Consider the following 14,623-nt stretch of genomic DNA (forward strand, 5'->3'; position numbering starts at 1 on the left):
ATCCTGCCCCGAGTCAGGCGCCGCCCACCAGGACCACCTCCAGGGTGCGCGGACCGTGCACCCCCTCGACCCGGTCCAGTTCGATGTCACTGGTCGCCGACGGCCCGGAGATCCACGTCAACGGGCGCGCCGGGTCGAGGCGTTCGAATCCCTGTGGCACGGAGGAGACCACCTGGTCCGGCACCCGTACGACGCAGATGTGGTGGTCGGGGACGAGGGTGATGCGGCGACGGCCCTGGTCGGGTGCACCGTCCAGCACGATGGTGCCGGTCTCGGCGATCGCGACCGCACAGGCCGTCACCACGCTGTCCACCAGGTCGAGTTCGCCCGGAGTGCTCTCCGCCCGGTCCGTCACCCGCGGGACACCGGTCGCCGCCAGCCACCCCTCGTCCAGCCCGGGCGGCACCAGCACCGAAGCCGCCCCGCGCTTCTCCAGCAGCCCCGCGATCAGACCGGCCAGCCCGCCGGTGTCCGTGCGGTGCACGATCGCCCGGTAGTCCGCCAGGTTCTCGGCGAGCAGATCCACCGTCTCCGCGGCACTCCGCTCCCCGTGCTCGCGCACATAGTCACGCGACACCGCCTGCTCGTACGGCGCGTCGTCCCGCGGTACGTCCGCCAGAGCGCGCCGCACCCGCCCCAGGATGCGTTCCCTGCTGTTCACTGGGCCCCGTCCTTCCCGCTGCGCGTGCGCTGCCACCAGTCCCGGAACGGCTCGGCGGGCACCGGCGGCAGATCCCGGGTCCCGCTCCAGGCCCGGCCGGGCCCGGGCAGCGTACGAGGATGGAAGCGACGCGTCCGGGAGGCGGCGCGCTGGCCGGTGCGCAGCGCGCCCGGGTGCGTGAACGCCCAGCGTGCCGCGCGCATCGCCGCCCGCTCGGCGGCATGCCCCTTGGCGGGCCGCAGCACCACCTTGTTGCCCTCCCGCGTGACCTCGCCGCCCTGTACGACCCGCTCCCGCAGGTGCACCAGCACCTCGGGGATGTCGATGGCGACCGGGCACACCTCGTAGCACGCCCCGCACAGCGAGGACGCGTACGGCAGCGACGCGTCGATCTCGCTGCCCGTGCCCCGCAGTTGGGGACTGAGGATCGCGCCGATCGGCCCCGGGTACACCGAGCCGTACGCGTGGCCGCCGGCCCGCTCGTACACCGGGCACACGTTGAGACACGCCGAGCAGCGGATGCAGCGCAGCGCCTGCCGGCCGACCTCGTCGGCGAGGGTGTCGGTGCGGCCGTTGTCCAGCAGCACCAGATGGAAGGTGCCCGGCCCGTCCTGGTCGGTCGTGCCGGTCCAGGTGGACGTGTACGGGTTCATGCGCTCGGCCGTCGAGGAACGGGGGAGGGTCTGCAGGAACACCTCCAGGTCCCGCCACGTCGGCACGATCTTCTCGATGCCGACGACCGAGATCAGCGTCTCCGGCAGGGTCAGGCACATCCGGCCGTTGCCCTCGGACTCGACGACCACCAAAGTGCCCGTCTCAGCGACCATGAAGTTGGCGCCGGAGATGCCGACCTTGGCCCGCAGGAACTTCTCCCGCAGGTGCAGGCGGGCGGCCTCGGCGAGTTCGGCCGGTGTGTCCGTCAGGCCTTCGGGAGCGGGGCGGCCCCACTCGCTCATCTCCCGGGCGAAGATGTCCCGGATCTCGCCCCGGTTGCGGTGGATGGCCGGGACGAGGATGTGCGAGGGGCGGTCCTTGCCCAACTGCACGATCAGCTCGGCGAGATCGGTCTCGAAGGCGTGGATGCCCTCGGCCTCCAGCGCCTCGTTGAGCCCGATCTCCTGCGTGGCCATCGACTTGACCTTGACGACCTCGGACTCGCCGGTCATCTTCACGAGCTGGGTGACGATCTCGTTGGCCTCGTCCGCGTCGGCGGCCCAGTGCACGACGCCGCCCGCGGCCGTGACCGACTCCTCCAACTGCACGAGGTAGCGGTCGAGATGGCGCAGGGTGTGGTCCTTGATCCGCTTGCCCGCCTCGCGCAGCTCGGCCCAGTCGGACACCTCCGCGACGGCGTTGGCCCGCTTGGCGCGGATGGTGTGGGTGGCGTGCCGCAGATTGCCACGCAGGGTCGCGTTCCCCACGGCCTCCCGCGCGGCCTCCGGAAACGCCGGCATGCCGAGATACGTCCCGCTCATACGGCCGGTTCCTCCTCCGTGCTCGCCAGGATCTCCGCGATGTGCACCGGCCGCATGCCGGTCCGCAGCCGGGCCATCGTCCCGCCGATGTGCATCAGGCAGGAGTTGTCGGCCGCGCACAGCACCTCCGCGCCCGTCGACTCGGCGTTGCGCACCTTGTCGGTGCCCATGGCCGCCGAGACGTCGGCGTTCTTCAGCGCGAAGGTGCCGCCGAAGCCGCAGCACTCGTCGGCCCCCGGCAGCTCGACGAGTTCCAGCCCCCGCACGGACTGGAGCAGCCGCCGCGGCCGCTCGCCGAGCCCGAGTCCGCGCAGCCCGTGGCAGGTCGGGTGGTAGGTCACCTTGTGCGGGTAGTACGCCCCGACGTCCGTCACGCCCAGCACGTCGACCAGGAACTCCGTGAGCTCGTACGTCTTGGGCACCACCGGCGCCAGCGTGGTGGCCAGGGCCTCCCCGCGCCCCTCGGCCCGGGCCCGCTCACCCATCCGCGGATACAGCTCCCGCACCATCGCCCCGCACGACCCGGACGGCGTCACGATCGCCTCGTACTCGCCGAAGACATCGGAGAAATGCCGGGCGAGCGGCTCGGCCTCATGGCGGTACCCGGTGTTGTAGTGCGCCTGCCCGCAGCACGTCTGCGCCATCGGGAAGTCGACGTCGACACCCAGCCTGGTCAGCAGTTTCACCACGGCGCGCCCGGTGTCCGGATAGAGCGTGTCGTTGACACAGGTCAGGAACAGGGCGACACGCATCGCGGCTCCTAGTGGTCGATCATCGGATGAGTGCAGCCTAGCCCGGGGACAAGACGCAGGGGAGACCCCGTCAGGCCCCGGCGAGCCGGGCCTGTGCGGCGTGCCACCGCTCGGTCCCGCCGCGCGGCTCGTAGCGGGTGAGCGGCTGGGTGTTCACGAGCAGCCGCCGCATCCCGGCCAGGTCCCCGACCAGCCCGTGCGCCCGCGCCTGTACGAGCACGTTCCCGAGCGCGGCGGCCTCGGTCGGCCCGGCCACCACCGGCAGCCCGCAGGCGTCGGCGGTCAGCTGGCACAGCAGGGCATTGCGCGTACCGCCCCCGACCACGTGCACGACGTCGACCGCGTGCCCGGCGAGCAGCTGGGCGTCCTGGACGGCCTTGCGGTGCGCGAGGGCGAGGGAGTCCAGGATGCAGCGCGTCACCTCGGCCGGCGACTTCGGCACGGGCTGCCCCGAGACCCGGCACGCCTCGGCGATCCGCTCCGGCATCCGCCCCGGCGCGAGGAACGCCGCGTCGCCCGCGTCCACGACCGACCGCAGTGCCTCCACCTTGGACGCCTCCAGCAGCAGCGCGCCGAGGTCCGGGTCGCCCCAGGCCCGTACGCACTCCTGGAGCAGCCAGAGCCCCATGATGTTGCGCAGATAGCGGACCGTGCCGTCCAGCCCCAGCTCGTTGGTGAAGTTGGCCGCCCGGCTCTCCTCGGTCAGCACCGGCGCGTCCAGCTCCAGTCCGGCCAGCGACCAGGTGCCCGTGCAGATGTAGGCGAACCGCTCGCCCGACGTGGGGACGGCGGCGACCGCGGAGGCGGTGTCGTGCGACCCGACGGCCGTCACCGGCACGGGACCGGCGAGGCCGGCCTCCTCCAGCACCTCCGGCCGCAGCACGCCCGCCGGATCGCCGGGCTGCCGCAGCGGCGCGAACAGCCCCAGGTCGATCCCGAGGCGCTCCGCGACGCCGTGCGCCCAGTCGCGGGTGCGCGGATCGATCAGCTGGGTCGTGGACGCGTTGGTCAGCTCGGTGCCCTGCTCGCCGGTCAGCCAGTACGTCAGCAGGTCCGGCATCAACAACAGCCGCTTCGCCTGCGCGAGTTGAGCCGTGGACCGGGCGGCGGTGAGCTGGTACAGGGTGTTGAAGGGCGCGTACTGCAACCCGGTCGCGGCGTACAGCTCCGCCGCGGGCACGCTCGCCCACACCTTCTCCGCGGCACCCTCCGTCCGCGCGTCCCGGTAGTGCACGGGATTGCCGAGCAGCGCCCCGTCGGCGTCCAGCAGCCCGTAGTCGACGGCCCAGCTGTCGATGCCGACGGAGTCGAGCCGTCCACCGCAGTGGGCACCCGCCGCCCGCAGCCCTTCCAGCACCCCGGCGTACAGCCCGAGCACGTTCCAGCGCAGTCCCTCGGGCACTCGGACGGGCCGGTTGGGGAAGCGGTGCGCCTCGGCGAGCTCCAGGCTGTCCGGGCCGACGCGGCCGACCATGACGCGCCCGCTGGACGCGCCGAGATCGACCGCGGCGTACGCCTTCACAGCCGCGCTCATCGCAGGAAGGCGGCCGCGACGCCGGCGTCGACCGGGATGTGCAGGCCGGTCGTGTGGGTGAGATCCCCGCCGGTCAGCGCGAAGACGGCGTTCGCGACATGCTCGGGCAGCACCTCGCGCTTGAGGATGGTCCGCTGGGCGTAGAACTCGCCCAGCTTCTCCTCCTCCACCCCGTACACGGCGGCCCGCTTGGCGCCCCACCCGCCGGCGAAGATCCCCGACCCGCGCACGACACCGTCCGGGTTGATCCCGTTGACCCGGATGCCGTGCTCGCCCAGCTCGGCGGCGAGCAGCCGCACCTGGTGCGCCTGGTCGGCCTTGGTGGCGGAGTAGGCGATGTTGTTGGGTCCGGCGAACACGGCGTTCTTCGAGGCGATGTAGACGATGTCACCGCCCAGCTCCTGGGCGATCATCACGCGTGCCGCTTCCCGCGAGACGAGGAAGGACCCGCGGGCCAAGATGTCGTGCTGGAGGTCCCAGTCCTTGGCGGACGTCTCCAGCAGCGGCTTGGAGATCGAGATGCCCGCGTTGTTGACGACGAGATCCACGCCGCCGAAGGCCAGCACGGCCGCCCGGAACGCCTCGGCGATCTGCTCCTCGGACGTGACGTCCACCGTCACCGCGACGGCCTTGTCCGGCCCGCCCAGCTCCTCGGCGACGGCCTCGGCGTTCTCCGCGTCGAGATCGGCGACGACCACACACGCGCCCTCGGCCACGAGCCGGTGCGCGATGGCCTTGCCGATCCCGCTCCCGGCACCCGTCACCAGTGCCACCCGGGTCGCCAGCGCCTTGGGCTTCGGCATCCGCTGAAGTTTGGCCTCCTCCAGCGCCCAGTACTCGATCCGGAACTTCTCGGACTCCTCGATCGGTGCGTAGGTGGACACGGCCTCGGCCCCGCGCATCACGTTGACGGCGTTGACGTAGAACTCGCCGGCGACGCGTGCGGTCTGCTTGTCCTTGCCGAACGAGAACATGCCCACCCCCGGCACCAGCACGATCGCCGGGTCGGCGCCGCGCATGGCGGGGGAGTCGGGCAGGGCGTGCCGCCGGTAGTAGGCGGCGTACTCCTCCCGGTACGCGGCGTGCAGCTCCTTCAGCCGGGCGACGGCCTCGTCGAGGGGAGCGCTCGCGGGCAGGTCCAGCACCAGCGGCCGCACCTTGGTCCGCAGGAAGTGGTCCGGGCAGGAGGTCCCGAGTGCGGCGAGCCGCGGGTGCTCCGCGCTCGCGAGGAAGTCGAGAACGACGTCACAGTCGTTGAAGTGGCCGACCTGCGGCCGGTCCTGGGAGGCGATGGCCCGCACGTGTGGAGCGAGGGCGGCGGCCCGCTCCCGCCGCTCACCGGCGCTCAGCGCGGCGTACCCCTCCAGCACCGGCCCGAAGGGCTCGGCCTTCCCCCGCTCGGCGAGGAACTGCTCGGCGGTCCGGATGATGTGCAGCGAGTTCCGCTCGCACTCCTCGGAGGTGTCACCCCATGCGGTGATCCCGTGCCCGCCGAGAACGCACCCGACGGCCTGCGGATTGGCCTCCTTCACGGCGGCGATGTCCAGCCCCAGCTGGAACCCCGGCCGCCGCCACGGCACCCACACCACGCTGTCCCCGAAGCACTCGGCGGTCAGCTTCTCCCCGTCGGCGGCACAGGCGAGCGCGATCCCCGAGTCCGGGTGCAGATGATCGACGTGCGCGGCCTCGACCAGCCCGTGCATGGCGGTGTCGATGGACGGAGCGGCCCCACCCTTGCCGTGCAGGCAGTAGTCGAACGCGGCGACCATCTCGTCCTCACGCTCGACCCCCGGATACACGTCGACGAGCGCCCGCATCCGGTCCAGCCGCAGTACGGCCAGCCCCGCCTCGGTCAGCGTCCCCAGATCCCCACCGGACCCCTTGACCCACATCAGCTCGACGTCGCCGCCGGTCACGGGGTCGGTCTCGGTGCCCTTGGCGGAGGCGTTGCCGCCGGCGTAGTTGGTGTTGCGGGGATCGGCACCGAGCCGATGCGAACGAGCAAGCAGGGCGGCAGCTTCGGGATGGACAGCCATGACAGTTCCTTTTCAGAAGAGAGTGGGATTCAGGGGCGCGGGGAACTGCGCGACCAGCCACAACCGGCCCGCAGCCCGACAGCAAACAGAGGCCGGCAGACGCTCACGCCCCCCAACCGGCCTGCTGTCCACCAACCCGCTCGGCAACGATCCGCTCACCCCACCCGGACCGCCGGTACGCGGCAAGCGGCTCGGGGTCCAGCCCCATCTCCTCGCGCACCTCACGAAGCAGAGGCCGCACATCCGTGTTGTAGGCATCCATCACCACGGCATTCGCCTCCAGCACATCCCCCGCCCGCTGCGCCGCGTCCAGCGCGTCACCATCGACCATCAGCGCCTTCGCCGTGGCCTCCTGGACGTTCATCACCGACCGGATGATCGCCGGGATCTTCGCCTCGATGTTGTGACACTGATCGAGCATGAACGCGACCTCGGGCGAGAACCCGCCCCCACGCACGACCTCGTACATGATCCGGAACAACTGGAACGGATCGGCGGCCCCGACCATCAGGTCGTCATCCGCGTAGAACCGCGAGTTGAAGTCGAACCCCCCGAGCTTCCCCTCACGCAGCAGCGTCGCCACGATGAACTCGATATTGGTCCCCGGTGCGTGATGCCCCGTGTCGACGACGACCTGCGCCTTGGGCCCGAGCTTCAGGCAGTGGGCGTAGGCGGTACCCCAGTCCGGCACGTCCGTCGTGTAGAACGCCGGCTCGAAGAACTTGTACTCCAGCAGCATCCGCTGCCCGTCCCCGAGCCGCTCGTAGACCTCGGCCAGTCCCTCGGCCAGCCGGTCCTGCCGCCCGCGGATGTCGTCCTGCCCGGGATAGTTCGTCCCGTCGGCGAACCACAGCTTCAGATCCGCGGAGCCGGTCGCATCCATGATGTCGACGCATTCCAGCAGATGGTCGACGGCCTTGCGCCGCACGGAAGCCTCCGGATGGCAGATGCTCCCCAGCTTGTAGTCGTCGTCCTGGAACGTGTTGGAGTTGATCGCCCCGAGCTTCACCCCGCGCTGCTCGGCATGCTTGGCGAGCGCCGCGTAGTCGTCGACCTTGTCCCACGGAATGTGCAGGGCCACGGTCGGGGCGACCCCGGTGAACTCGTGCACCTTCGCCGCGTCGTCCAGCTTCTCGAACGGGGTGCGCGGCACACCCTCCTGCGCGAACACCTTGAACCGTGTGCCCGAGTTCCCGTACGCCCACGACGGCGTCTCGACGGCCTGTGTCTTGAGAGCGGCCTTCGCCGCGGCGAGCTCGGTCACGTCAGGCTCCTGTGACATCGGGTCGTAACGACCACCGAATGAAACGATTCAGGACGCGAAGTTATGGGCCCCCCGGAGGGGTGTCAACCCCTCCGGCCGAGACGGTTTCCCGTGACCCGTGCGTGACCTTCTGTCCTCGAAACTTTTTCGACCGGAACCCATTGACGTGACATGCGCGGCCCGCCTAACGTCCCGGCAACCCAGTTGAAACCTTTCACGACGCCGAGAGGGCCGACCCGCCGGCGTCGTCGAGGAGCCCTCATGACCCACCCGTCCACCACGGGTCCGGCCCCGGTTCTCGCGCTCAGGGACGTCTCCAAGTCCTTCGGCGCGGTCCGGGCACTGCGGGACGTCTCCCTGGAGCTGTTCCCCGGGGAGGTGCACGCACTCGCCGGTGAGAACGGTGCCGGCAAGTCCACCCTCATCAAGACCCTCGCCGGGGTGCACCGCCCGGACGCCGGCCAGGTGCTGCTCGACGGTGCGCCCGTCGCCTTCCACGGCCCCGGCGACGCCCGCGACGCCGGCATCGCCGTGATCTACCAGGAGCCCACGCTCTTCCCCGACCTGTCGATCGCCGAGAACATCTACATGGGCCGCCAGCCGCGCCGCGCCCTCGGCCGGATCGACCACAAGGCCACGCACAACGCGACCGCCGCCCTGATGAAGCGCCTCGGTGTCGAACTCGACCCCGACCGGCCCGCCCGCGGTCTGTCCATCGCCGACCAGCAGATCGTCGAGATCGCCAAGGCGCTCTCCTTCGACGCCCGCGTCCTGATCATGGACGAGCCGACGGCCGCCCTCACCGGCAGCGAGGTGGCCCGGCTCTTCGGCGTCGTCCGCACCCTGCGCGACCAGGGCGCCGCCGTGCTGTTCATCTCCCACCGGCTGGAGGAGATCTTCGAGATCTGCCGGCGGGTCACCACCCTGCGCGACGGCGCCTGGATAGCCAGCGAGCCCCTGGACGGCATGACCGAGGACGACCTCGTGCGCCGCATGGTCGGCCGCGACCTCGACGAGCTCTACCCCAAGCAGGACGTGAAGCCGGGCGAGGTCGCCCTGAGCGTGCGCCGGCTGACCCGCGAGGGCGTCTTCACCGACATCTCCTTCGAGGTCCGGCACGGCGAGATCGTCGGCCTGGCCGGACTCGTCGGCGCCGGGCGCACGGAGGTCGCCCGGGCCGTGTTCGGCATCGACCGCCGGGACGCCGGCGAGGTCTCCGTCCACGGCAAAGCCCTGGTCAACGGCGCACCGTCCGCCGCCATGGCCGCCGGACTCGCCCTGGTCCCCGAGGACCGGCGCGCCCAGGGCCTGGTGATGGACATGTCCATCGAGCGGAACATCGGGCTGACCGGTCTGCGTACGACCGTCAAGGCCGGGCTCGTGGACCGCGGCGCCGAGCGCAGCCGCTCCCTCGACTGGGCCGTCAAGCTCCAGGTCAAGTACGCGCGGATCGCCGACACCGTCAACACGCTCTCCGGCGGCAACCAGCAGAAGGTCGTGCTCGCCAAGTGGCTGGCCACCGGCCCGAAGGTGCTGATCGTCGACGAGCCGACCCGGGGCATCGACGTCGGCACCAAGGCCGAGGTGCACCGGCTGCTGTCGCAACTGGCCGCCGACGGCGTGGCCGTCCTGATGATCTCCTCCGACCTGCCCGAGATCCTCGGCATGGCCGACCGCGTGCTGGTGATGCACGAGGGCCGCCTCACCGCCGAGATCCCACGCTCCGACGCCACCGAGGAAACCGTGATGGCCGCAGCCACCGGGAGGGCCGCCGCATGACGGTCGTCACTCCGCAAGAGGCCCCCGTGGCCGATGTGCCCAAGTCGAGCGGCACCCGGCTGGTCGACCGGGTCTTCAAGATGCGCGAACTCGCCATCCTGCTCGTCTTCCTGGTGATGATCGCCGTCACCCAGGCCGGCAACAGCGAGTTCCTGTCCGAGCAGGGCATCAAGGACCTGCTGCTGAACGCGACCATCCTGGTCCTGGTCGCCACCGGTCAGTCCCTCGTCGTCATCACCCGCAACGTCGACCTGTCGGTCGGCTCCACCCTCGGCATCAGCGCGTTCGCCGCCGGCACCTATCTCCAGGGCGGCGGCAACTCCGTCGTGGCGATCGCGCTGGCCGTGCTGCTCGGCATCGGCTTCGGACTGCTCAACGGACTGCTCGTCAGCCTCGGCCAGGTGCCCGCGCTCGTCGTCACCCTCGGCACCCTGTACATCATCCGCGGCATCGACTCCATCTGGGTCGGCTCCCGCCAGATCACCGCGGCCGATCTGCCCGGCGGCTTCGTCGACTTCGGCTCCGGCGGCATCGCGGCGGTGCCGTACCTGGCGCTGATCGCGCTGGCGGTGCTCATCGCCACCGCCTACTACCTCAAGCACTTCGCCAGCGGCCGCGAGCTGTACGCGCTCGGCTCCAACCCCGAGGCCGCCCGCCTCGCGGGCATCCCCGTCCGCCAGCGGATCCTCGTCGCGTACACCTTCTGCGGCGCCCTCGCCGGACTCGCCGGCGCGATGTACCTCGCCCGGTTCGGCAACGTCGACTCCGGCACCGGCACCGGCTACGAACTGACCGTCGTCAGCGCGGTCGTGGTCGGCGGTGTCGTCTTCACCGGCGGCTCCGGCAGCGTCTACGGCGCGGCCCTCGGCGCGCTGCTGCTGACCTCCATCAACAGTGTGCTGCCGGCCCTCGGCGTCAGCTCCGTCTGGGTGCTCGCCATCAACGGCATCCTGCTCATCCTCGCCATCGCGGTCGACCGGGTCGTCGCGCTGCGCGTGGCCTCCGCCCTGAAGAAGAGGAACGCCCGCCATGGCTGACATCTCCCTGAGCCGAGCGGTCCGCTGGGACACGGTCGTCGGTGCGCTCCTCGTCGTGGTCCTGCTGTTCTCCTTCGGTTTCGTCGACGGGTTCGGCAACGCGCTCAACCTGTCGTTCCTGATCGGCAACACGCTGCCGATCGCGCTGATCGCCCTGCCGATGACCCTGCTCGTCGTCTCCGGTGAGATCGACCTGTCGGTCGCCTCCACGGCCGGTCTGTCCGGTGCGGTGATGGGCGCCCTGTGGAACCAGGGCATGACCATCGAGACGATCATTCCGATCTGCCTGCTGCTCGGCGTGGTGTGCGGGCTGGTCAACGGGCTGCTGGTGACCAGGCTGGGGCTGCCGTCCCTCGCCGTGACCATCGGCACCCTCGCCGCCTACCGGGGTATCGCACAGATCGTGCTCGGGTCCGACGCGGTGACCGACTTCCCGACGCAGTACCTGGACTTCGCGGCCGGGCGCATCGGTGACACGTTCATCCCGTACGCCTTCCTGCCGTTCCTCGTCCTGCTCGCCATCGCCGTGGTCGCGCTGCACGCCACGCCGTTCGGCCGGTCGCTGTTCGCGATCGGCGCGAGCGAGGAGGCAGCGCGGTTCGCCGGCATCCGGGTCAGGCGGCAGAAGCTGATCCTGTTCACGCTGACCGGCCTGATGGCCTCCCTGACCGGCATCTTCTGGGCGCTGCACTACGCCAGCGCCCGCTACGACAACGCCACCGGCCTCGAACTGTCCGTCGTGGCGGCCGTGTTGCTCGGCGGCATCGACTTCGACGGCGGCAAGGGCACGTTGGGCGGTGCGATCGCCGGGGTGTTCCTCCTCGGCGCGCTGCAGAACGTGATGAGCCTCCAGGACGTGTCCGCCCAGTCCCAGATCGTCGTCACCGGCGTCCTGCTCGTTCTGTCCGTGCTCGGCCCCCGGGTCGTGCGGCAGATCTCCACAGCGAGGGCGGGCCGTAGAGCCGCCTCGACTCCCACCTCGTAACCCAGCCCTTCCTCGTAAAGGACCAACGCCATGCGTAAGTCAACCCTGCGCCGCAGCTGCGCGGCCCTCGCCACCGCCACCTCTCTCGCACTCGCGCTGACCGCCTGCGGCGGGACCACCAAGAAGGACGTCGCGAACGAGGGCGCCTCCGCCGCCACCGCCGGCAAGGCCGACCCCAACGCCGAGCTGAAGAAGGGCCTCACCGTCGGGTTCCTGCCCAAGCAGGTCAACAACCCGTACTTCACCAGCGCCGACAAGGGCGGCGAGAAGGCGCTCAAGGAGCTCGGCTCCAGCTACAAGGAGGTCGGCCCGTCCAGCGCGACCGACACCGCCGGGCAGGTCTCCTACGTCAACACGCTCACCCAGCAGCAGGTCGACGCGATGGCCGTGTCCGCGCAGGACCCGGGCGCCCTGTGCACGGCGCTCAAGCAGGCCATGAAGAACGACATCAAGGTCGTCACCTACGACTCCGACACCACGCCCGACTGCCGCAACGCCTTCGTCTCGCAGGCCTCCGCCGAGGACCTGGGCCGTACCGAGGTGCAGCTGCTCGCCAAGCAGCTCGACTACAAGGGCGAGATCGCGATCCTGTCCGCCGCGCAGACGGCGACGAACCAGAACACCTGGATCGACTTCATGAAGGACGAGCTGAAGAAGCCCGAGTACAAGAACATGAAGCTGGTGAAGACCGCGTACGGCAACGACGACGCCCAGCAGTCCTTCCAGCAGACCCAGGGCCTGCTCCAGGAGTACCCGAACCTGAAGGGGATCATCTCCCCGACCACCGTCGGCATCAAGGCCGCCGCCCAGTACCTGTCGGGCTCCAAGTACAAGGGCAAGGTCAAGCTGACCGGCCTCGGCACCCCGAACGACATGCGCAAGTACGTCAAGAACGGCACCGTCGAGGCGTTCGAGCTGTGGGACCCGGCCAAGCTCGGCGAGCTGGCCGCCCGGACCGCCGTCGCCCTGTCCTCCGGGCAGATCACCGGCAAGGAGGGCGAGACCTTCAAGGCCGGCTCCATGGGCGAGTACACCATCGGCAAGGACGGCGTGATCAGCCTCGGCAAGCCGACCGTGTTCGACGCCGAGAACATCGACCAGTTCAACTTCTGATCGGCTTCTGATCGACCGAAAGGGCTGTTGATGCAGCGCGTGTGCTTCCTGCTGAAGGTCCGGGCGGAGCGCCTCGACGAGTACCGCGAGCGGCACGCCGCGGTGTGGCCCGAGATGCTCAGGGCACTCTCGGAGACCGGCTGGCACAACTACTCGCTCTTCCTGCGCGAGGACGGACTGCTGGTCGGTTACCTCGAGACCGAGGACTTCGCAGCCGCCCAGGCCGGAATGGAGGCCACCGACGTCAACGCCCGCTGGCAGGCGGAGATGGCGCCGTTCTTCGAGTCGCTGGACGGCGCCCGGCCCGACGAGGCCATGAGACCGCTCACGGAAGTGTTCCACCTCGCCTGATCCGCACCTCGCCTGAGCCCCATCTCGCCCGAACCCCCCACCCAGCCTGATCCCTCAGGCTCGGGACACCCCGGTTCGCACCCCCAGTTTTCGCGTCACCCCCGATTTGAGGAACGCCCGCTCGAGCCCCACACCACCCCTTTCCCACCTCACACGACAATGGAGTCCCCTGAGATGAAGAGACGCACACTGCTGGGCGCCGCCCTCGCCGGTGCCGTGGTGTCCCCCGCCCTCGGCTCCGGCATCGCCCGAGCCGCAGACCCGGGCCCCTCGGTCACCCTGACCGGCGGCACCCTGCTCGACTCCCAGGCCATCTTCTTCGTCTCCTACGACGGCCTGGTCAACAACAACGCGTTCCAGAAGAACGGCCTGCTGACCTACAAGGGCTACCAGTACGCCGTCTGGTACACCGCTGACCGCAACGCCGTCGTCGGCCGCCGCAAGTTCCCCTCGAACACCTGGCAGACCGTCAAGGTCGGCCACACTCTGCGGTACAACGACTCCCACAACGTCATCTCCATGGGCATATCCAAGGTCGACGGCCGGCTGCACCTCAACATGGACTCCCACAGCGACGGCTTCACCTACGTCAAGTCGGTGGCCGGCCTCATGGACAACCCGGACGGGATGAGCTGGACCACGAGCCGCTTCGGCGCTCCCCAGTCCACCCTCGACGGGCTCGCGCTCACCTCGCAGTTCACCTACCCGCAGTTCATCTCGACCCCCGAGGGCGAGCTCCAGCTGAGCTACCGCGTAGCCGTCTCCGGCAACGGCCGCAACGCGCTGGCCGAGTACGACGGCACGTCCTGGAGGAACCTCGGCGAGTGGAGCAGTTCCACCGGCACCTACACCAGCGAGCACGGCTCCTCGACGGCCCGCAACATGTACCTGCACGGCATCGACTACGACCGGAACGGCCGGCTGCACTCCTTCTTCACCTGGCGCGAGCAGAACGGCGCCGTGATGTGCAACGGCGGCGGCATCACCAACCACGACACCGGCTACGTCTACTCCGACGACCGCGGCCGCACCTGGCGCAACAACGCCGGCACCGTCGTCGGCGTCACCGGAGGCTCCGACAAGGTGTCCGTGACCGACGCCGGGCTGGTCGTGGACCCGCTCAACCCGGACCACTCGCTGATGAACCAGGAAGCCCAGTTCACCGACTCGGCCGGTCTGCCGCACGCGATCATCAGCTACGTCCCCGGCCGCTTCGGCCAGTGCACGACGAACTACGTCGCCAACCGCACCGCCAACGGCCGTGCCTTCCACGTCCGCAAGAACTCCTCCGGCGCCTGGCAGAAGACCGAGATACCGGTCCCGCTCAACTCCAGCCAGCGCACCAAGCTCATCCTCGACAAGTACGACAACGCGTACGCGATTTTCCCCTTCTGCCGGATCGCCGGAGCCTCCAAGGCGTCCGGGTACACCGACTGGACGGTCCTGTACGACGGCGTCGCCGCCGGGCTGAACGCCTTCGGCGAGGTCGTGATCGACGAGATGCGGATCGCGCAGGACAACTTCCTGTCGGTCATGTACCAGGAGAAGTCCAGCGGTACCACGCCCTCGGCGCTCCGCTCGCTGAACTTCCGCCTGCCCGCCTGACCGCATCAGGTCCCCGGGGCGGCATGCCGGT

At 70.1% G+C, this 14,623-nt stretch carries 12 protein-coding genes; 6 read left to right on the plus strand and 6 right to left on the minus strand.

Going from position 1 to position 14,623, the window contains the following annotated elements; genetic code table 11:
• Positions 1–13: 13 nt before the first annotated feature.
• The 6 genes from G3I77_RS09535 to rhaI form a co-directional block, all read right to left on the minus strand.
• A complete protein-coding gene (locus G3I77_RS09535) occupies positions 14–661 on the minus strand; it encodes a lactate utilization protein C (RefSeq protein WP_248502184.1) in 648 nt (215 codons plus the stop codon).
• Positions 658–2,136: a LutB/LldF family L-lactate oxidation iron-sulfur protein gene (locus tag G3I77_RS09540; protein ID WP_248502185.1), complete on the minus strand. Its 1,479-nt coding sequence runs from the start codon at positions 2,134–2,136 to the stop codon at positions 658–660. The genes G3I77_RS09535 and G3I77_RS09540 overlap by 4 nt, the downstream gene beginning before the upstream one ends.
• Positions 2,133–2,888 carry a (Fe-S)-binding protein gene (locus tag G3I77_RS09545; protein ID WP_248502186.1) on the minus strand — a complete coding sequence of 252 codons (756 nt, stop codon included), beginning with the start codon at positions 2,886–2,888 and terminating at the stop codon, positions 2,133–2,135. Before G3I77_RS09545 ends, G3I77_RS09540 begins: the two co-directional genes overlap by 4 nt.
• 70 nt (positions 2,889–2,958) lie before the next feature.
• Positions 2,959–4,422 (minus strand): rhamnulokinase family protein, encoded by a 1,464-nt coding sequence (locus G3I77_RS09550; protein WP_248502187.1) that lies wholly within the window; start codon positions 4,420–4,422, stop codon positions 2,959–2,961.
• The gene (locus G3I77_RS09555) at positions 4,419–6,458 is read right to left on the minus strand and encodes a bifunctional aldolase/short-chain dehydrogenase (RefSeq protein WP_248502188.1); all 2,040 of its coding nucleotides are present in this window, start codon (positions 6,456–6,458) and stop codon (positions 4,419–4,421) included. Before G3I77_RS09555 ends, G3I77_RS09550 begins: the two co-directional genes overlap by 4 nt.
• A 103-nt stretch (positions 6,459–6,561) precedes the next feature.
• The gene (rhaI, locus tag G3I77_RS09560) at positions 6,562–7,722 is read right to left on the minus strand and encodes an L-rhamnose isomerase (RefSeq protein ID WP_248502189.1); all 1,161 of its coding nucleotides are present in this window, start codon (positions 7,720–7,722) and stop codon (positions 6,562–6,564) included.
• Between the two features lie 261 nt (positions 7,723–7,983).
• Between rhaI and G3I77_RS09565 the strand changes: the two genes are divergently transcribed.
• From G3I77_RS09565 to G3I77_RS09590, 6 genes are all read left to right on the plus strand, one after another.
• A complete protein-coding gene (locus G3I77_RS09565) occupies positions 7,984–9,501 on the plus strand; it encodes a sugar ABC transporter ATP-binding protein (RefSeq protein ID WP_248502190.1) in 1,518 nt (505 codons plus the stop codon).
• Positions 9,498–10,538, plus strand: a complete 1,041-nt coding sequence (locus G3I77_RS09570; RefSeq protein ID WP_248502191.1) for an ABC transporter permease — start codon at positions 9,498–9,500, stop codon at positions 10,536–10,538. The genes G3I77_RS09565 and G3I77_RS09570 overlap by 4 nt, the downstream gene beginning before the upstream one ends.
• Positions 10,531–11,523: an ABC transporter permease gene (locus G3I77_RS09575; RefSeq protein WP_248502192.1), complete on the plus strand. Its 993-nt coding sequence runs from the start codon at positions 10,531–10,533 to the stop codon at positions 11,521–11,523. The genes G3I77_RS09570 and G3I77_RS09575 overlap by 8 nt, the downstream gene beginning before the upstream one ends.
• A 30-nt stretch (positions 11,524–11,553) precedes the next feature.
• Positions 11,554–12,636, plus strand: coding sequence for a rhamnose ABC transporter substrate-binding protein (gene rhaS / locus G3I77_RS09580; protein ID WP_248502193.1), 1,083 nt, complete (start codon positions 11,554–11,556; stop codon positions 12,634–12,636).
• Positions 12,637–12,666: 30 nt separating this feature from the next.
• Positions 12,667–12,987 carry an L-rhamnose mutarotase gene (locus tag G3I77_RS09585; protein ID WP_248502194.1) on the plus strand — a complete coding sequence of 107 codons (321 nt, stop codon included), beginning with the start codon at positions 12,667–12,669 and terminating at the stop codon, positions 12,985–12,987.
• Positions 12,988–13,161: 174 nt separating this feature from the next.
• On the plus strand, positions 13,162–14,592 hold the full coding sequence (locus G3I77_RS09590) for a BNR repeat-containing protein (protein ID WP_248502195.1): 1,431 nt from the start codon (positions 13,162–13,164) through the stop codon (positions 14,590–14,592).
• Positions 14,593–14,623: the final 31 nt, after the last annotated feature.

Source organism: Streptomyces sp. D2-8 (genome assembly GCF_023184515.1).
Classification (GTDB): domain Bacteria; phylum Actinomycetota; class Actinomycetes; order Streptomycetales; family Streptomycetaceae; genus Streptomyces.